The sequence below is a fragment of the Mesorhizobium kowhaii genome (assembly GCF_003253745.1).
GTDB classification, from domain to species: domain Bacteria; phylum Pseudomonadota; class Alphaproteobacteria; order Rhizobiales; family Rhizobiaceae; genus Mesorhizobium; species Mesorhizobium kowhaii.
This window is the reverse complement of sequence record NZ_MZXV01000032.1, coordinates 964,268-982,189: the sequence shown is the minus strand read 5'-3', so window position 1 is coordinate 982,189 and position 17,922 is coordinate 964,268. Positions and strand designations below refer to the sequence as shown.

The following is a 17,922-nucleotide window of genomic DNA, read 5'->3' as shown; positions in this document are numbered from 1 at the left end:
AGGGCAGGGTCAGACAAATTCGCCAGCCGGATCACCATCAGAAATGACTGCCAAGACCAAGCCAAAGCCGCTGTTCCTCGGGATCGACACCGGCGGTACCTATACCGATGCCGTGCTGTGGTCTGAAACGGAAGGCAAGCAAGACGGGCCGAACAAGGGCAAGGTGCTGGCCAAGGCCAAGGCGCTGACCACAAGGCATGACCTTGCGGTCGGCATTTCCGGCGCGGTCGACGCGGTGCTGCAGAAGGCGGGCACCGATCCGGCCGCGATCAAACTGGTCTCGATGTCGACGACGCTCGCCACCAACGCGCTGGTCGAGGGCCAGGGCGGCCGCGTGGCGCTGGTGATGATCGGCTTCTCCGAGGCGGACCTCGCTCGCGACGGGCTGAAGGCGGCGCTCGGCACCGACCCGGTGGTGTTCTGCCCCGGCGGCCATGACGTGCATGGCAATGCCGCCAGGCTCGACCTGTCCGGCCTGGAGGCAGCGCTGCCGGAACTTGGCGCCTCGGTGTCCGGCTTTGCCGTCTGCGCCTATTTCGCCACCCGCAATCCGGCGCACGAAATCACGGCCCGCGAGCTGATCCGCGAAAAGACCGGCCTGCCGGTCACATCAAGCCACGAGCTGTCGGCAAAGCTCGGCGGCCCGCGCCGGGCGCTGACCACGCTGCTCAACGCCAGGCTGATCTCGATGATCGACCGGCTGGTGGCGGCAACCGAAGGCTTTCTTGAACAGCGCAACATCGCCGCGCCCCTGATGGTGGTGCGCGGCGACGGCGCTCTGGTTTCGGCGGCGTTTGCCCGCCAGCGGCCGATCGAGACCATTCTGTCTGGCCCGGCCGCCAGCCTGGTCGGCGCGCGGCACATGACCGGGCTCGACAACGCCATGGTCTCCGACATCGGCGGCACCACCACCGACGTCGCCGTGCTCGACAAGGGCCGGCCGCGGCTCGATCCGGAAGGCGCCACCGTCGGCGGCTTCCGCACCATGGTCGAGGCGGTGGCCATGCGCACCTTCGGCCTTGGCGGCGATTCCGAAGTGGCGCTGGAGGATGGCGCGCTCAACCCAAAAATCCTGCTCGGACCGCGCCGCCTGGTGCCGCTGGCGCTGGCCGGCATGGCGCATGGCGAGGCGGTGACGGCGGAGCTGGAGCGCCAGCTGCGCGCGCCCAATCCCGGCCGCATGGACGGTCGCTTTGCGGTACGCACCGGCGTGCCGGACCGGCTCGCCGCCGGATTGACCGGCGCCGAAGCGCGGCTCTACGAGGCGATTGGTGCCGTGCCGCTCGCAGTCGACAGGCTTTTGACCTCTAACGCGCAGAACGCGACGCTTAACCGGCTGGTGTCGCGTGGGCTGGTGCATGTCGCCGGCTTCACGCCGTCGGACGCCGCCCATGTGCTGGGCAAGCAGGCGAACTGGGATCCGGTCGCCGCCCGCCTCGGCGCCGAACTGTTCGCGCGCAAGCGCGACGGCCGCGGCCAGCCGATCGCTGCGTCGCCGGAGGTGATCTCTGAGCGGGTGCTGGTGACGCTGACGCGCTGGTCGGCCGAATACATCCTCGAGACCGCCTTTGCCGAAGACGGGCTCGACGGCGCGTCGACGGTGGCGCATGCGCTGGTGCAGCGCGCTGTCGACGCCCATCCCGGCATCGCCCGGCTGAGCGTCGCGCTCGACCGCCCGGTCATCGGCCTCGGCGCCTCCGCGCCGCTGCACTATGCCGGCCTGCCGCCCTTGATCGGCAATGACTGCGTGGTGCCGGAGGACACCGATGTCGCCAACGCGCTCGGCGCCGTCGTCGGCCAGGTCAGGGTTTCGGCCGAAGCGCGGGTCAGCCAGCCCAAGGAAGGGCTGTTTCGTCTTGCCTCGGGTGAAACCGTGCGCGATTTCCTCGACGAGACGGCAGCGATCGCGGCCGCCGAGGCCGATGTCCGCGCCATCGTTGCCCAACGGGCCAGGGATGCCGGCACCGACAGCGCCGAGATCGAGGTCGCGACCGAATTCCGCGTCTCCACCGTCGAAGCCCAGCGAATGTTCATCGAGGCGCATGTGGTGGCGGTGGCCTCGGGAAGGCCAAGGATTGCTGTTTAGATTCAGGTGAGGCCGGCCTGCAAATGGCGGCTTCCTGCGCTTCCGGTGCTCACGTACAAAAAAGTACGCTCCGCTCCGGTTCTCGGAATCCACCATTTTCGACTCGGCCTGACCTGAATCCCGCACGCCATGTGAAGCGATGTAAATACGCCGCCTTCACCCTAAGCTGAATTGACCCGGCAAACCTGACATGCCAAAGGCCGCAAAGCCTTTCATCTGGAGAAGCCTGATGACCGATCGCATCGAGATCGCCGGATTGCGGATTGCCCGCGAGCTGCATGATTTTGTGGCTGGCGATGCGCTGCCCGGTACCGGCATCGAAGGGGCCGACTTCTGGAACGGCTTTTCCGCCATCGTCCATGACCTCAGCACCAAGAACCGGGTGCTGCTCGCAAAACGCGACGCCATGCAGGAGAAGCTCGACGGCTGGTATCGCGACCATGGCGCGCCCGTCGACATCGAGGCTTACAAGACCTTCCTGAAGGAGATCGGCTATCTCGTCCCCGAGGGGCCGGCCTTCAGCGTGTCGACCGAAAATGTCGACCCGGAAATCGCGGTCGTTGCCGGGCCGCAGCTGGTGGTGCCGGTGATGAATGCCCGCTATGCGCTCAATGCCGCCAATGCGCGCTGGGGTTCGCTCTATGATGCGCTCTACGGCACCGACGCCATTCCCGAAACCGATGGCGCCGAGAAAGGCAAAAGCTTTAATCCGGCGCGCGGCGCCAAGGTCGTTGCCTGGACGAAAACTTTTCTCGATGAGGCTGCCCCGCTCACCCTGGGCAAATGGGCCGGGGTGAACGGCCTGTCGCTGGCGCAAGGCGCGTTGCGGCTCAGCGCCGGCGCCGGCTCGACCACGCTGGCCAACCCGAAACAATTCGTCGGCTATCGCGGCGATGCCGCCAATCCCGATGCCGTGCTGCTGGTCAGGAACGGCCTGCACATCGAGATCGTGATCGACCGCAACAACCAGATCGGCCGCACCGATCCGGCGGGCATCGCCGATGTCATCCTGGAATCGGCACTGACCACCATCCAGGACTGCGAGGATTCGGTCGCGGCGGTCGATGCCGAGGACAAGGTCGTGATCTACCGCAACTGGCTCGGCCTGATGAAGGGCGACCTGGCGGAAGAGATCACCAAGGGCGGCAAGAGTTTTGTCCGCAGGCTCAACCCCGACCGCTCCTACACCGCGCCGGCCGGCGGCACGCTGACTGTGCCCGGCCGCTCGCTGATGCTGGTCAGGAATGTCGGCCACCTGATGACCAATCCGGCGATATCAGACCGCGACGGCAATGAGGTTCCGGAAGGCATCCTGGACGCGGCGATGACGGCGCTGATCGCGCTGCATGATGTCGGACCGAGCGGCCGCCGCGCCAATTCCCGCGCCGGCTCGATGTATGTCGTGAAACCCAAGATGCACGGGCCGGAGGAAGTCGCCTTCGCCGTCGAGATCTTCGACCGTGTCGAAGCCCTGCTCGGCATGGCCAAAAACACCATCAAGATGGGCATCATGGACGAGGAGCGGCGCACCACCGTCAACCTCAAGGAGGCGATCCGCGCGGCACAAGAACGCGTGGTGTTCATCAACACCGGCTTCCTCGACCGCACCGGCGACGAGATCCACACCTCGATGGAAGCCGGCCCGATGATCCGCAAGGGCGACATGAAGCAGGCCGCCTGGATTTCCGCCTACGAGGCCTGGAACGTCGACACCGGGCTCGAATGCGGACTGGCCGGCCACGCCCAGATCGGCAAGGGCATGTGGGCGATGCCCGATCTGATGGCGGCGATGCTCACCGAGAAGATCGCCCACCCCAGGGCCGGCGCCAACACGGCCTGGGTGCCGTCGCCGACGGCGGCGACGCTGCATGCCACGCACTACCACAAGGTCGATGTCCATGCCGTGCAGGCAGCACTGAAGAACCGGCCCAAGGCCAAGCTCGACGACATCCTGTCGGTGCCGGTAGCAAGGCGGCCGAACTGGACTCCCGACGAGATCCAGCGTGAGCTCGACAACAATGCGCAGGGCATCCTCGGCTATGTCGTGCGCTGGATCGACCAGGGCGTCGGCTGTTCGAAAGTGCCTGACATCAACGATGTCGGCCTGATGGAGGACCGCGCCACGCTGCGCATCTCCTCGCAGCACATCGCCAACTGGCTGCACCACGACGTCTGCTCGCGCATCCAGGTGATGGATTCCCTGCGGCGCATGGCGGCCATCGTCGACCTGCAAAATGTCGGCGACCCGCTCTACCGCCCGATGGCCGGCGACTTCGACAGCTCCATCGCCTTCCAGGCCGCCTGCGATCTGGTGTTCAAGGGCCGTATCCAGCCCAACGGCTACACCGAACCGGTGCTGCACGCGCGGCGGCTGGAGCTGAAGGCGCGTGCCTCGGCCTGAGCCGAAGGTTCGGAAAGCATGATGGGAGCCAAGGGCCGGGTGCCGCCGCCTGCGGTCCCCCGCCTTTGAAGCAGGAGGGGGACGTCACGCCGCCTGCGCGACGCGCTCCGAGCTCATGCGGTAGGAAATCGCTTCCGCCAGATGGATGCGGCCGACGGTTTCGCTGGCGTCGAGATCGGCCAGTGTCCGCGCGACCTTCAGCACGCGATGATAGGCCCGCGCCGAAAAGGCTAGCTTTTCGCTGGCGTCCTTGAGCAGCGACAGGCCGGCGGCGTCAGGCATGGCGATCTCCTCGATGACCGACGGCGCGCAATGCGCGTTGGTGGTGGCGCTGGTGACGCCGAGCCGCTCGAAGCGCTCGCGCTGGATGGTGCGGGCTCGCGCCACGCGCAGCGCCACGGAAGCACTCTTCTTCGCCCGATCGGGCCGGATCAGGTCGCTGGCCGAGACCGCCGGCACTTCGATCCTGAGATCGATGCGGTCGAGCAGCGGGCCGGAGATGCGCGCCTGGTAGTCGGTGCGGCAGCGGTCGCCGCGCAGGCAGCGATAGCCCGGCTCGCCGGCCATGCCGCAGCGGCACGGGTTCATCGCCGCAACCAGCTGGATGCGCGCCGGATAGGTGACGCGATGGTTGGCGCGCGCGATCATGCAGTCGCCGGTCTCCAGCGGCTGGCGCAGCGCGTCGAGCGTCTGCGGCGTGAATTCGGGAAACTCGTCGAGGAACAGCACGCCGTGATGGGCGAGCGACACTTCGCCCGGCCGCGCGCGTATGCCACCGCCGACCATCGCCGCCATCGAGGCCGAATGGTGCGGCGCGCGGAACGGCCGCCGGTCGGTCAGCTTGCCTTCGCCGAGTTCTCCCGCCACCGAGGCGATCATCGACACTTCGAGCAATTCCTTCGGCGCCAGCGGCGGCAGGATCGACGGCAGCCGCTGCGCCAGCATCGACTTGCCCGATCCCGGCGGCCCGATCATCAACAGGTTGTGCCCACCGGCGGCCGCCACTTCCAGCGCCCGCTTGGCGGTCTCCTGGCCCTTGATGTCGGCAAGATCGGGCAGGTCGCGCGCCGAGGAGTGGATGCCGGCCTCCGGTCGCGACAGCACCTGCGTGCCGCGAAAATGATTGGCGATCGCAATCAGGCTGCGCGGCGCCAGAATGTCGAAATCGGCGCCGGCCCAGGCCGCTTCCGGCCCGCAGGCGAACGGGCAGATCAGGCCCTTGCCCTCGGCGTTGGCGCCGATCGCCGCCGGCAAGGCGCCGGCGACAGCGGCAATCGTGCCGTCGAGCGACAATTCGCCAAGCACGACATAGCCTGCCAGCATGTCGCCCGGAATGGCGCCCAGTGCCGCCATCAGGCCAAGCGCGATCGGCAGATCGTAGTGGCTGCCCTCCTTGGGCAGGTCGGCCGGCGCCAGATTGACCGTGACCTTCTTCGACGGCATCGACAGGCCGGAGGCATGAAGGGCCGCCTGCACCCGCTCGCGGCTTTCGGCCACCGCCTTGTCGGCCAGGCCGACGATGTGCATGTTGACCTTGCCGGGCGCGATCATCACCTGCACGTCGACCGGCACGGCCTCGATGCCCTGGAAAGCGACCGTGCGAACCCGCGCCACCATTTTCATGCCCCCGGATACTGGTTCGCCCATGCCCTGGCGATCAGGACGCGAGCGAGGTCATAGAAGACAACCACAGATTTCCGAGCTAGGCAAGAACATTACGAGAACATAAGGTTGCTCACTTACGGTGAATGACACAGCACCTTCCTCCCTGGGTTTTGCATGTACAGTTCGGTATACCACCACGGCGAGCCGCATGTGGTAACAACCCCCATCCGCCGGATGTTCAATAGCGCCGGCTTGATCACGCCACCGTCTGCCGGCAACTCGTAAGCCACCCCTGGTCGCCAAACTCGATCAAAATAACCCTTCAAGATTGCAGGCATGCCTGACCACCATGTGGGAAAGCAGAAAACGCAGGCTTCCGCCCATCTCAACGCGTCGATGTAAATCTGCAAATCGCGGGGCCTGAGCAGGATCAAAGTGGCCACGTCTTTCTTCGGCATGCATCACAGGATCGAACTTCATCTGATGGAGATCGAAATCAACGACCTCGTCACCCCTGGCTTTGAGGGTCTGAACGACCCGTTTGTGGAGCGATGCCTGGTAGCTGTCGGCTAGTGGATGCGCGCAGACGACATTAATTTTCATAGCGTGAGCCTTCAGGCTTCGAACTACACGCACATATTAGCTGTCGCGCAACCAACAGGAAACAGCAAGGTCAGTGGTGGGGAAGGAAGCCCATCGCCAGTGTCGATCCGCAGTGGCCTATACAATCGCCTGATCAAATCAAGAACATTACAAGAATACCCAGCCGCACCGGTCGCGGTCGGGTTGTACCCGGTTGAAAAACCGGAACATGGTTAAGACAAAGTGAAAACGGACTACGTCCGCCGCTTGTCCTCGACTGCGTCCCAGAACAGGCTGGCGATGTCGGCGCCGCCGAAGCGGCTGACTTCGCGCACGCCGGTTGGCGATGTGACATTGATCTCGGTCATGTAGTCGCCGATGACGTCGATGCCGACGAGGATGAAGCCGCGCGCTTTCAGCGCCGGCCCGATGCGGGCGCAGATTTCGCGCTCGCGCGTCGTCAGCTCGGTCTTTTCGGCGCGGCCGCCGACATGCATGTTGGAGCGGGAATCGTGCTCGGCCGGCACCCGGTTGATGGCGCCGGCCGGCTCGCCGTCGATCAGGATGATGCGCTTGTCGCCCTTGCGTACGTCCTTCAGGTAGCGCTGCACGATGTAGGGCTCGCGAAACATCTGGCCGAACATTTCCAAGAGCGAGGCGAGGTTGCGGTCGCCCTCCAGCAGATGGAAGATGCCGGCGCCGCCATTGCCGTAGAGCGGCTTGATGATGATGTCGCCGAACTCCTTGCGGAAGGCGGCGACTTCGAGCGGGTCCTTGGTGATCAGCGTGTCCGGCATCAGGTCGGAAAACTCGGTGACGAAGATCTTTTCCGGGCTGTTGCGCACCCAGGCCGGGTCGTTGACCACCAGCGTTTTGGGATGGATGCGCTCGAGGATGTGCGTGGTGGTGATGTAGTTCATGTCGAAGGGCGGATCCTGGCGCAGCAGGACGACATCCATTTCCGCAAGATCGGTGCGCACCTTTTCGCCCAGCGAATAATGGTTGCCCTTCTCGTCGCGCACCTGCATTTCCTCGATGCGGGCAAACACCTTGCCGTCGCGCAGCGATAGCCGGTCGGGCGTGTAGTGGAACAGCTGATGGCCGCGCCGCTGCGCTTCCAGCGACAGCGCGAACGAAGTGTCGCCGGCGATCGACACGGTGGCGATGTGGTCCATCTGGACGGCGATTTTCAGCTTCATGGCAGGTCTCCGGCGGCTCGGATAGGCGACTGTCTTGCCTGTACAGGCTCACCGCCCATCTGCCAATCGCGACATTTTGAAGATTGGTGTCAGACAACCGCAAGCTCGGCCTGCGGTCCGATTGGAGACAAGGCGAGGCTGCGCGTCATCCTTTCCTTAAGCCTTGCCGTGCAACGGTAAGCCCGAATGCGCCCGGCCGAACTGACGCAGCGCCGGGCACTCGATGGAACAACGACCAATGAACGCCGTCACCGCCATCCGCGCCGCCGCAACCAAACAGCTCGAACTCACCATCCTCATGCCGTGCCTCAACGAGGCCGAGACGCTGGCCGTCTGCATCGGCAAGGCGAAAGCCTTCCTCGACAAAGCGGGCATCTCCGGCGAGGTGCTGATATCAGACAATGGCAGCACCGATGGGTCGCAGGCGATTGCCGCGGAGGGGGGCGCCCGTGTCGTGCCGGTGGCGCAGAAAGGCTATGGCGCGGCCCTTTTGGGCGGCATCGCCGCCGCCAAGGGCCGTTTCATCATCATGGGCGATGCCGACGACAGCTATGATTTCGGCGCGCTGGAGGCCTTCGTCGCGCGGCTGCGCGACGGTGCCGACCTGGTCATGGGCAATCGCTTCCAGGGCGGCATCGAGGCCGGCGCCATGCCGCCGCTGCATCGCTATCTCGGCAACCCGGTGCTGAGCTTTGTCGGCCGCCTGTTCTTCCGCATCAAGACCGGGGATTTCCACTGCGGCCTGCGCGGCTTCAATGCCGACAGCATCAGGAAGCTCGACCTGCAGACGACCGGCATGGAATTCGCCAGCGAGATGGTGGTGCGCGGCGCCCTTGCCGGCCTGCGCATCGAGGAAGTGCCGACCACGCTCAAGCCCGACGGCCGCAGCCGGCCGCCGCATCTCAGGACCTGGCGCGACGGCTGGCGGCACCTGAAGTTTCTGCTGGTCTACAATCCGCGCTGGATGTTCTTCATCCCGGGCACGGTGCTCGGTGGCCTTGGCATCTTGTTTGCGGCGCTGCTGGTGTTCGGGCCGTTGCGGGTGATCGACAATCTGTCGCTCGACCTCAACACCTTCGTCGCCGCCTGTTTCATGGTCGTCACCGGCGTCCAGCTCATCACCTTCGGCGCCATTTCGCGATACTATGCCGAGATAACCGGTATCCTGCCGCCAAGCCGCCGTTCCGACTGGCTGACCAGAACCATCAGCACCGACCGCCTCGCCGCCAATGCCGGCATCTGCTTTGCCGGCGGCGTCTTGTTCTTCGGCTACGCCGTGGCGCGCTGGGCGCATCTCGGCTTCGGCCCGCTGAACGATTCCGAAATCCCGCGCATCGTGGTGCTGGGCTTGAGCCTGATCGTCATTTCATTCCAGGTCTTCTTCTCGGCGTTTCTGCTCGGTGTCCTGGAAATACCGGTCAAGCGGCTGAAGTCCGGCCGGGCCGGTCAAACCAATGAATTGCCGGCCAATGAATTGCCGGCCAATGAGTTGCCGGCCAGTGAATCGCCGGCTAACCAACTGCCGGGGCGCGACACATGAGCGACGCATTGCCGGTCCTTGTCCAAACGCGCCTGTTCCGGTTCCTGACGGTCGGCGTCGGCGCCGCATTGCTGCTGTTCGTTCTGTCGTGGCTCCTGGTGTCGCTGGGCTTTTCGCCTTTCATCGGCAGTGTCGTCGCCTATGCGATCACCGTCGTTGTTGCCTATAGCGCGCAGCGCGGCTGGACGTTCGGCGGCCAGCACGATCATGCCAGCGCCATGCCGCGCTATCTCGCGCTGCAGGTGGGATGCGCGCTGTTTTCGGGCCTGGTGTCGCATCTGGCGGTCACCCGTTTCGGCATGTCGGCGCTTGCCATGTCGGCGCTGATGACGGTTGCCGCAAGCACGGTGAGCTACATTCTGTCGTCGCTGTGGGTGTTTCCGGCGCGCGATTGACGCACGGCGCCCAAAGTGGCGCAAAATCGCGCCGCTTTACGCTTTGTGAAGCGGCCGGCGCTAGCGTGCGCCGACAGACACAGGCTGAAAGCCCAATCCATGACCACCGCTCATACCGCGATGCTTTCCAGAGACGGCGCACGCGCCTCCTGGCGAGCGGACCTCATGCTGGCGCTGCTTGCCACGCTCGGCGTCCTGGTCGTCAACGCCTGCGCCGGATTCCCGGCGCTGACCAATGCCGGCGGCGACAATGACAATCTGCTGCGGCTGGTCGAGGTGCGCGACCTCTTGGCCGGCCAGGGCTGGTTCGACCTGCATCAATACCGGATGGGCCTCGAAGGCGGCTTCGTCATGCATTGGTCGCGGCTGGTCGATGTGCCGATCGCCGCCATCGTGCTCGCCGTATCGAGCCTGACTGGCAACATGACCCTCGCCGAGAACGTCGCGCAGGTGGCGTGGCCGGCACTGCTCTTCGGCCTGACCATGGTCTTCATCATTCGCGCCGCGCGCAGCTTTGCCGGCGATGGCGCGGTGCTGCCCGCCGTCATCGTCGGCGCGGCGGCGCTGTATTTCATCGGCATTTTCGAGCCGGGCGCGCTCGATCATCACAATGTCCAGCTGATGCTGACCGTCGCCAGCCTGAGTTTCCTGCTCGAAGCGCGCATGCGCCGGCCGGCGGCGTTCCTTGCCGGCCTGTGCGCCGCGCTGACCCTGGCCGTCGGCATGGAAACCGCTCCCTACGTCGCCACCATCGGCGTCTGCGTGGCGACGCTGTTCGCCTTTGACGTATCAGGCGAAAGGCTGATCGCCAGGGATTTCGGCCTTGGCTTTGCCGGCGTCGCAGCGCTTGTCTTCGTCGCCACCATCCCGCTATCGGCCTGGGGCCAGGCGCAATGCGATGCCTTCTCGACGATGCAGTTCGTCGTCGCGGCCCTTGCCGGAACCGGCCTTGCGGCGATCGCCTCGATCGAAGCGGCCGGGCGCACGCGCGGGCAGCGCCTGCTGTCGGTAGGCGTGCTTGCGCTCGTGCTCGGCGCGGTTCTCCTTTTGCTGTTCCCGCAATGCCTGGCCTCTCCCTATGCCGGGCTCGATCCGCGCCTGAAGACGCTGTGGCTCGATCATATCGACGAGGCGCAGTCGCTGTTCCAGCTCGCCGCCCACGATCCCGCCGAGCTGGCGGCGCGCTATGCCACGCCGCTGGTGGCGCTCGTGCTGATGGCGTTGCGCCTACGCCGTGGCGGCTGGCGGCGCCAGGACAGCCTTGTCGCCATGCTGCTGGTCGTGGCGTTCCTGGTCAGCGTTTGGCAAGTGCGCGGCTCGACATTCTCGATTGCCTTCGCGGTGATCCCGCTTTCGGCCTGGATCGCCAAATGGCGGCGGCGGGCCGAAACCAGCCCGTCGCGCAGCTCGGTGCTGCGGATGGCCGCGGCCTGGCTCATCTCGGTGAACTCGATCTGGTCAGGCGCCGCCCAGGCGGCGTCGGCGGCGCTCGCAACCGGCGGCGCAAAAATCACCAGCGACGCTGGCGTCGACCCGTCCTGCCAGGCCAAGGCCACCTTCGCCACACTCGGCAGGCTGCCCGATACCACCGTGCTTGCCGTCTCCAATCTCGGATCGCCGATCCTGGTGTACTCCCGACATCGCGTGTTCGCCGGGCCTTACCACCGCAACGTCGCGGGAGACCTGCTTGCGCTCGACGCTTTCCTTGGTTCCGAGGCGCAAGCCAGGTCGATCGTCGGGGATCATCACGTCGGCCTTGTCGCGCTGTGCCGTGGCAACTCGGAAAGCCAGCTTTTAGCCTTTACCGCGCCGGACGGTTTTCTTGCCGGGTTGATGCGCGGCAACGTGCCGGAATGGCTGGAGCCGATCGCGGAAACCCGTGGCGCCTCGCTCGAACTCTATCGTGTCCGGCCCAAGGGTTGAGGATCCGCATGCAGGCTCGACGCGCGTCGCGTCGACCCTGCTGAAGACAATGCGCTTTACCCGCGAATAATCGATTTGGGGATACGTTTCCTAAAGGGTTTGCTGCCAGTCTGAAACTAAATTCCGACGTCACAAAACAGGGACACCGATGCAAACTTCGTTTGGCACCGGTCAGGCAAACAGGGAGAGCACGGATCTGGCATTCACCGATCCGTTGACCGGGCTTGGCAACCATCGCCGCTTCTTCGACAAGGTCGATCGCCTGATCAGCGACCGTGCCGACGACCCGGCGCCGTTCACCGTCGGCATTCTCGACCTCGACGGCTTCAAGCCGATCAACGACCTGTTCGGGCACAAGGCGGGTGACGATATCCTGATCCAGGTCGCGATGCGGCTGCGCGCCTCGATGGACGGCCATTCCACCGTCTGCCGCATTGGCGCCGACGAATTCGCCTTTCTCTACCCGATGGTGTTCAGCGAGGAGGCGGCGGCCGAGAAATCCCGCATGCTGATCGAGATCCTTTCGGCGCCCTATGATGTCGGCGAACGCACCGCCAGGCTTTCGGCCTCGGTCGGTTGCTCGCTGTTCTATTCGGGCGACGAGACCACCGAGATCCTCATCAACAAGGCCGAGACGGCGCTCTACCACGCCAAGCGTTCCGGCCGTGGCCGCGTCGTCGTCTACACCCGCGAGATGGAAGAGGCGGCCAAGCGCGTCACCCGCATCGAACAGGCGCTGCGCCGCGCTGTCTCGGCTGGCGAGGTCGAGCCGCATTTCCAGCCCATCGTCGACCTCAACACGCGCCGCACCATCGGCTTCGAGACGCTGGCGCGCTGGACCGACCGCGATCTCGGCTCGGTGCCGCCAACGGTGTTCATCCCCATCGCCGAGGAGCGCGGCATCATCGGCCCGCTGTCGCAGCTGGTGCTGCGCAAGGCGACCGAAGCGGCCAAAAGCTGGCCGAAGGACCTGTTCCTGTCGTTCAACCTGTCGCCCTCGCAGCTCGTCGACCAGAACACCGGCCTGCACATACTGGCGATCCTCGAGCGCACCGGCTTCGATCCGCGCCGGCTGGAGATCGAGATCACCGAGACCGGCCTGATGAACGATCCTGCCTCGGCCGAGAAGATCGTCGAGGATCTGCGCCGCGTCGGCATCCGCGTTTCGCTCGACGATTTCGGCACCGGCCAATCCTCGCTCGGCCGCTTGCGCGAATTTCACTTCGACAAGCTCAAGATCGATCGCGCCTTCGTCTCCTCCATTCTCGACGACCGTCCGTCCGAACACATCATCCGTGCCATTCTCGCCATGTGCGAGGGGCTCGGCATGGACGTGGTCGCCGAAGGCATCGAGCAGGAGGCGCAGGCTGATCGCCTGGTCCAGTTCGGCTGTGCCGGCGGGCAAGGCTATCTGTTCGGCAGGCCGGTCGATGCCGATGCCACGCTCGGCTACCTCCGCGATTCCTTCCGCGGCGCCTTGCGCGCCAAGGCGATCTGACCGGCAAGCTCGACGTTGCCCGCAATCTCGATGATGCAGCCGTGCGCATCCGGTGCGGCGCATTGTCGTTTTGTCTGACATAAGCCCGCAAATCCGCCTTTTCGCCCTTGCCCGCACGACGTGTCTGGCTAGGATGCGCGCCGGTCCGACCACAGCGCCGCGCGTCCTTCAGGGCGCGCAAAGGACGTTGTCGGGGTCATGCGCTGGGAGACAACAGATATGATGCCATCGGCGCATTTTGCCGACCTCGAAGGAGCCTCGGTGCTGATCACCGGTGGCGGCTCCGGAATTGGCGCGGCACTGACCGAGGGTTTTGTGCGCCAGGGCGCCAATGTCGCCTTCATCGACATCGCCGATGGCCCAAGCACGGCCCTTGCCGACCGCATCGAGAAAGCGTTCGGCCGCCGACCGCTGTATCTCAAGACCGACCTGCGCGACGTCGAGGCCTTGCGGACCTCGGCAGCCAGGGCGGCCGACGCGCATGGCGATGTCACCGTGCTGGTCAACAATGCGGCGCTTGACGAGCGACACGCCGTCGAAGACGTGACGGTGGAATTCTGGGACAACAACCAGGCGATCAATCTGCGGCCGCATTTCTTCACCGCGCAAGCGGTGGCGCCGGGGATGAAGCGGGCCGGCGGCGGCTCGATCATCAACTTCACCTCGACGTCCTATCTGATCAATCACCCCGACATGCCGGCCTACACCGCCGCCAAGGCCGGCATCCTCGGCCTGACCAAGGGGCTGGCCGGTAAGCTCGGCGTGGACGGCATCCGCGTTAACGCCATTGCGCCCGGCTGGGTGATCACCGAGCGGCAGAAGGAGCTCTGGGTGACCGAACAGGGGCTTGCCGCCCATGTCGCCAAGCAGTGCATCAAGCAGGTTATGCAGCCGGACGACATCGTCGGCACGGTGCTGTTCCTGGCCTCGGACGCCTCGCGCATGCTGACCGCGCAAATGCTGATCGTCGATGGAGGTTTCCTGTGAGCGAAGCGCCGGCGGTAGCCGCCGTCGACTGGGGCACGACCCGCATGCGGGTCTGGCTGATCGACAAAGACGGCAAGGTTCTTGCCGAACGCCGTGGCGATGATGGCCTGATCACCGCCCAGCAAAAGGGTTTTTCGACCATTCTCGAAGGGCATCTGGCGGCGATGGCCGCGCCGCAGGCGCTGCCCGTCATCATCTGTGGCATGGCCGGCTCGCGCCAGGGCTGGCTGGAAGCGCCCTATGTCACCGTGCCGGCGCCGCTCAGCGCCATCCTGGCGGGTGCCGCGCGGGTACCCGGCCAGGATCGCGACATCCGCATCGTGCCGGGCCTCGCCCAGCGCCAGATCGATGCGCCCGACGTCATGCGCGGCGAGGAAACGCAGCTTGCCGGCGCCGGCCTGCCGGCCAAAGGGCGTCAGCTGGTCTGCATGCCCGGCACCCATTCGAAATGGGTGCTGGTCGAAGACGGCGCCGTTGCCGGGTTCGGCACCTGGCCGACCGGCGAGCTGTTTTCCGTGCTTGCCGCGCACTCGATCCTGCGCCATTCGCTCGGCGAACATCCCAAGCCGGTCACCTCGGACAACCCATTCTTCCGCAGCTGGTGCGAAACCGCATTGACTGAGGGCGGCGATGTCACCTCGAGGCTGTTTTCCATCCGCGCCGCCGGCCTGCTGCAGGATCTGAAAGCGGACGATGCCGCCGCCTGCCTGTCCGGCCTGCTGATCGGTGGCGAGATCGCCTCGGCCAGCCGCCGGCATGGCGCCGGCGCGGAACCCGTCGTGCTGGTCGCCTCCGGTGCGCTGGGAGTGCTGTACCAAGCCGCGCTCGGCCTTGCCGGACTTAAGGTCCGCACCGTCGATGCCGACGAGGCGGTGCGTGCCGGTCTCATCGAAGCCGCGCGCGAGAACGGCATGATCGCCAGAACTGGAGTTGCCCGATGAGCCAGACCGCACCTTTCCCAAAGCTCAAGCGCGGCCTGGTCGCCATCCTGCGCGGCCTCAAGCCGGTCGAAGCGGTCGCGATCGGCCAGGCGCTGTTCGACGCCGGCATCGAGGCCATCGAAGTGCCGCTCAACTCACCGGAGCCGTTTTCGTCGATCGCCCGGATCGTCGAAGTGCTTCCGAAAACGGCACTGGTCGGCGCCGGCACGGTGCTGACACCAGCCGATGTCGACGGCTTGCACAAGGCCGGCGGGCGGCTGCTGGTCAGCCCCAACATCGATGCCGAGGTGATGGCGCGTGCGATGCACTACGGCATGGTGACGATGCCGGGCGTGTTCACGCCGACCGAAGCCTTCCAGGCGATCCGGTTCGGCGCTTCGGCGTTGAAATTCTTCCCGGCGAGCGTGCTCGGCGCGGCAGGCATTTCCGCGATCCGGGCGGTGCTGCCGGCGCAGACATTGGTCGGCGCGGTCGGCGGCGTTTCGGAAAAGGACTTTGCCGGCTACAAGGCGGTGGGGGTGACGGTGTTTGGCCTCGGCTCCAGCCTGTTCAAGCCGGGCATGAGCGTCGACGAGGTGGCGGCACGCGCACATGCCGCCGTCGCGGCCTGGGATGCGGTGTTCGGAGAAGCATGATGAGTGAGGTTTCGGTTTTTTCCGATCACATCTGCCAGCTCGGCGAAGGGCCGAGCTACGATCCCACCACCGATGCGCTGTTCTGGTTCGACATCGTCAACGGCCAGCTCCTGGAAAAGCCGGTGGCCGGCGGCGCGTTGAAAATCCACGAGCTTGGCCAGATGGCAAGCGCCATCGCCATCATCGACGACCAGCGCCAGCTGATCGCCACCGAGACCGGCCTCCATGTCCGCGATGTTGCGACCGGCACCATGACGCTGCACACGCCGATCGAGGCCGACAATCCCCTGACCCGCTCCAACGATTCCCGCGTCCATCCCTGTGGCGCCCTGTGGACCGGCACGATGGGCAAGACGGAGACAAAGGGCGCCGGGTCCATCTACTGGTTTTTCAAGGGCGAACTGCGCCGCCTGTTTTCGGAAATCACCGTCTCCAATTCGATCTGCTTTTCCGATGACGGCGGGCTCGCTTACTACACCGATACCTCGACCGGGCTGCTGATGCGCGTCGACTGCAACCCGGCGACCGGCCTGCCCACCGGCGAGCCGAAAGTGTTCGTCGATCACCGCTCGTCCAAGGGTTATGTCGACGGCTCGATCGTCGACCGTGACGGCGTGCTGTGGAACGCCGTCTGGGGCGGCAAAACGGTCAAGGCTTATTCACCCGACGGCACGCTGCTGCGGTCGGTCGCGATGCCGGTGACGCAGCCATCCTGTCCGGCCTTTGTCGGCAAGAATGCCGATCGGCTGGCAGTGACGTCCGCCTGGAAGGGGAAAGACGAGAAGCAGCGCCAGCTCGATCCGCAGGCGGGCATGACCTTCCTGCTCGACATCAAGGTCAACGGCCGTTTCGAGCCGCGTGTGCTGATCACATGATTGAACCGCGGTCGGCCGCTGCGTTGTCACGCAACCGTCCGACCCGGTCGGTTTCGCGGGAGCCGATTGCCCTCGCCATGCGATGGTAGGCGATCGTACCGCCGGGAATCGTTCGTCTCATGCCGAGCCAAACGCCAAAACTGATCCTCGTCCATGAGCCGGAAAAAGCCTGCTTCGACCGTCTCGTCGCCGACGGTCATGCACCGGAGCGCGCCGCCGAAATCGCCTCCTATCTGGCGCAGTCGACCGATCTCGCCCATGAATTCGATGCGCTTGCCGCCGCTTGCCAGGCGCGCGGCCTCTCCTTCGTGCCGGTGGCGCTGGACGATGCCGCAAGCGTGCTCGCTGGCGAGGGTCGAGACACGACACTGGTCTGGACACTGACCGACGGCATTGCCTATTTCCATGGCGGCGCCGCACCCGCTTTGGCGAGGCTGGGCGGGTTCAAAACGATCGGCGCCGACGATGCGCTGTTCGCGCTCTGCCAGGACAAGTTCCGCTCCGGCGCCGTACTCGGCGCGCTCGGCCTGCCGGTGCCGCAGGCCGGTCTTGCGCGCGACGGGAACTGGCTGGTCGAGCCGCCCGCGTCGCCCGCCGGCTGGTTCGTCAAGCCCAACCGGCTTGGCGCCAAGATCGGCATCTGGCCGGATTCGCGCACCAGCGATCTCGGCCACGCACTGGAGCTTAGCCGGCGCGTGTTTGCGGCCTATCGCGACGATGTCGTCGTCCAGCCCTATGTCGCCGGCCGCAACGTGCGCGCCAGTTTCCTCGGCCTGGTGCCGGGCGCGGCGGTCGAAGCGCTTGGCGTGGCCTTTGTCGATTCAGGCGCCGATTTCCAGACCATGGCGGACAGCCTGGCGCTTTACGGCGACACTGGCGAGGCGGCGAAGGCGGCAGGACGTTATGCCGAACCGGAGCTCGTTGCGGTCGCCGACAGCCAGCCGGCCGCCGACGCCAGGATTCGCGCGATCGCCGAGCGGCTGACGAGCGGGCTCGGTTTGCGCGACGTGTTTTCCGTCGATCTGCGCGTCGAGGCCGACGACACGGTCCACCTCATCGAGTTCGAGGTCTGCCCCGGCCTGCCTTGCTTCGATTTCCGCGCCTATTGCCGCCAGCAATGGGACCTCGAACTTGCCGACGCCATGGCCGAAACCGCGGCGAGCCGGCTGGTCGGCCAAAACCACCATCTTTGAACGGCGCGGCGGCACTTTCGGAACCGCTGGGCCTTTGGCGTGCGGCTCCGGCTGCGCGCCTT

At 65.7% G+C, this 17,922-nt stretch carries 15 protein-coding genes; 11 read left to right on the top strand and 4 right to left on the bottom strand.

Going from position 1 to position 17,922, the window contains the following annotated elements; translation table 11 throughout:
• The first annotated feature begins 43 nt into the window (after nucleotides 1-43).
• Together B5V02_RS17525 and B5V02_RS17520 are read left to right on the top strand one after the other, a co-directional pair.
• Nucleotides 44-2,086, top strand: a complete 2,043-nt coding sequence (locus B5V02_RS17525; RefSeq protein ID WP_111545331.1) for a hydantoinase/oxoprolinase family protein — start codon at nucleotides 44-46, stop codon at nucleotides 2,084-2,086.
• Between the two features lie 229 nt (nucleotides 2,087-2,315).
• Entirely contained in the window at nucleotides 2,316-4,487 is a 2,172-nt protein-coding gene (locus tag B5V02_RS17520; protein ID WP_111545470.1) for a malate synthase G, read from the top strand.
• A gap of 84 nt (nucleotides 4,488-4,571) precedes the next feature.
• Here B5V02_RS17520 and B5V02_RS17515 read toward each other — a convergent pair whose 3' ends face one another.
• The 4 genes from B5V02_RS17515 to gshB form a co-directional block, all read right to left on the bottom strand.
• On the bottom strand, nucleotides 4,572-6,104 hold the full coding sequence (locus tag B5V02_RS17515; RefSeq protein WP_111545469.1) for a YifB family Mg chelatase-like AAA ATPase: 1,533 nt from the start codon (nucleotides 6,102-6,104) through the stop codon (nucleotides 4,572-4,574).
• A 122-nt stretch (nucleotides 6,105-6,226) separates the two neighbouring features.
• Nucleotides 6,227-6,430, bottom strand: coding sequence for an NAD(P)H-dependent oxidoreductase (locus B5V02_RS42665; RefSeq protein WP_425374400.1), 204 nt, complete (start codon nucleotides 6,428-6,430; stop codon nucleotides 6,227-6,229).
• Nucleotides 6,402-6,695 (bottom strand): NAD(P)H-dependent oxidoreductase, encoded by a 294-nt coding sequence (locus B5V02_RS41560; RefSeq protein WP_245445953.1) that lies wholly within the window; start codon nucleotides 6,693-6,695, stop codon nucleotides 6,402-6,404. The genes B5V02_RS42665 and B5V02_RS41560 overlap by 29 nt, the downstream gene beginning before the upstream one ends.
• Nucleotides 6,696-6,928: 233 nt before the next feature.
• Nucleotides 6,929-7,873, bottom strand: a complete 945-nt coding sequence (gshB, locus tag B5V02_RS17505) for a glutathione synthase (protein WP_111545329.1) — start codon at nucleotides 7,871-7,873, stop codon at nucleotides 6,929-6,931.
• A 238-nt stretch (nucleotides 7,874-8,111) separates the two neighbouring features.
• Between gshB and B5V02_RS17500 the strand changes: the two genes are divergently transcribed.
• The 9 genes from B5V02_RS17500 to B5V02_RS17460 all read left to right on the top strand — a co-directional run bounded on the left by B5V02_RS17500 (nucleotide 8,112) and on the right by B5V02_RS17460 (nucleotide 17,860).
• Entirely contained in the window at nucleotides 8,112-9,413 is a 1,302-nt protein-coding gene (locus tag B5V02_RS17500) for a glycosyltransferase family 2 protein (RefSeq protein ID WP_245445951.1), read from the top strand.
• Nucleotides 9,410-9,808 carry a GtrA family protein gene (locus tag B5V02_RS17495; RefSeq protein WP_111545328.1) on the top strand — a complete coding sequence of 133 codons (399 nt, stop codon included), beginning with the start codon at nucleotides 9,410-9,412 and terminating at the stop codon, nucleotides 9,806-9,808. The genes B5V02_RS17500 and B5V02_RS17495 overlap by 4 nt, the downstream gene beginning before the upstream one ends.
• Nucleotides 9,809-9,907: 99 nt before the next feature.
• Nucleotides 9,908-11,731 (top strand): GtrA family protein, encoded by a 1,824-nt coding sequence (locus B5V02_RS17490; protein ID WP_111545468.1) that lies wholly within the window; start codon nucleotides 9,908-9,910, stop codon nucleotides 11,729-11,731.
• A 148-nt stretch (nucleotides 11,732-11,879) separates the two neighbouring features.
• Nucleotides 11,880-13,229: a putative bifunctional diguanylate cyclase/phosphodiesterase gene (locus B5V02_RS17485; protein ID WP_111545327.1), complete on the top strand. Its 1,350-nt coding sequence runs from the start codon at nucleotides 11,880-11,882 to the stop codon at nucleotides 13,227-13,229.
• A 219-nt stretch (nucleotides 13,230-13,448) separates the two neighbouring features.
• On the top strand, nucleotides 13,449-14,216 hold the full coding sequence (locus tag B5V02_RS17480) for an SDR family NAD(P)-dependent oxidoreductase (protein ID WP_111545326.1): 768 nt from the start codon (nucleotides 13,449-13,451) through the stop codon (nucleotides 14,214-14,216).
• Nucleotides 14,213-15,157 (top strand): 2-dehydro-3-deoxygalactonokinase, encoded by a 945-nt coding sequence (locus tag B5V02_RS17475; RefSeq protein WP_111545325.1) that lies wholly within the window; start codon nucleotides 14,213-14,215, stop codon nucleotides 15,155-15,157. Before B5V02_RS17480 ends, B5V02_RS17475 begins: the two co-directional genes overlap by 4 nt.
• The gene (locus tag B5V02_RS17470; protein WP_111545324.1) at nucleotides 15,154-15,792 is read left to right on the top strand and encodes a 2-dehydro-3-deoxy-6-phosphogalactonate aldolase; all 639 of its coding nucleotides are present in this window, start codon (nucleotides 15,154-15,156) and stop codon (nucleotides 15,790-15,792) included. Before B5V02_RS17475 ends, B5V02_RS17470 begins: the two co-directional genes overlap by 4 nt.
• Nucleotides 15,792-16,667 carry an SMP-30/gluconolactonase/LRE family protein gene (locus B5V02_RS17465; RefSeq protein ID WP_111545323.1) on the top strand — a complete coding sequence of 292 codons (876 nt, stop codon included), beginning with the start codon at nucleotides 15,792-15,794 and terminating at the stop codon, nucleotides 16,665-16,667. Before B5V02_RS17470 ends, B5V02_RS17465 begins: the two co-directional genes overlap by 1 nt.
• 119 nt (nucleotides 16,668-16,786) lie before the next feature.
• Entirely contained in the window at nucleotides 16,787-17,860 is a 1,074-nt protein-coding gene (locus tag B5V02_RS17460) for a D-alanine--D-alanine ligase family protein (RefSeq protein WP_111545322.1), read from the top strand.
• The last annotated feature ends 62 nt before the right edge of the window (nucleotides 17,861-17,922 follow it).

Coding starts and splice junctions, on each gene's coding strand:
- B5V02_RS17525 (WP_111545331.1), top strand. CDS start 44: ATGACTGCCAAGACCAAGCCAAAGCCGCTGTTCCTCGGGATCGACACC.
- B5V02_RS17520 (WP_111545470.1), top strand. CDS start 2,316: ATGACCGATCGCATCGAGATCGCCGGATTGCGGATTGCCCGCGAGCTG.
- B5V02_RS17515 (WP_111545469.1), bottom strand. CDS start 6,104: ATGGTGGCGCGGGTTCGCACGGTCGCTTTCCAGGGCATCGAGGCCGTG.
- B5V02_RS42665 (WP_425374400.1), bottom strand. CDS start 6,430: ATGCCTGCAATCTTGAAGGGTTATTTTGATCGAGTTTGGCGACCAGGG.
- B5V02_RS41560 (WP_245445953.1), bottom strand. CDS start 6,695: ATGAAAATTAATGTCGTCTGCGCGCATCCACTAGCCGACAGCTACCAG.
- gshB (WP_111545329.1), bottom strand. CDS start 7,873: ATGAAGCTGAAAATCGCCGTCCAGATGGACCACATCGCCACCGTGTCG.
- B5V02_RS17500 (WP_245445951.1), top strand. CDS start 8,112: ATGAACGCCGTCACCGCCATCCGCGCCGCCGCAACCAAACAGCTCGAA.
- B5V02_RS17495 (WP_111545328.1), top strand. CDS start 9,410: ATGAGCGACGCATTGCCGGTCCTTGTCCAAACGCGCCTGTTCCGGTTC.
- B5V02_RS17490 (WP_111545468.1), top strand. CDS start 9,908: ATGACCACCGCTCATACCGCGATGCTTTCCAGAGACGGCGCACGCGCC.
- B5V02_RS17485 (WP_111545327.1), top strand. CDS start 11,880: ATGCAAACTTCGTTTGGCACCGGTCAGGCAAACAGGGAGAGCACGGAT.
- B5V02_RS17480 (WP_111545326.1), top strand. CDS start 13,449: ATGATGCCATCGGCGCATTTTGCCGACCTCGAAGGAGCCTCGGTGCTG.
- B5V02_RS17470 (WP_111545324.1), top strand. CDS start 15,154: ATGAGCCAGACCGCACCTTTCCCAAAGCTCAAGCGCGGCCTGGTCGCC.
- B5V02_RS17465 (WP_111545323.1), top strand. CDS start 15,792: ATGAGTGAGGTTTCGGTTTTTTCCGATCACATCTGCCAGCTCGGCGAA.
- B5V02_RS17460 (WP_111545322.1), top strand. CDS start 16,787: ATGCCGAGCCAAACGCCAAAACTGATCCTCGTCCATGAGCCGGAAAAA.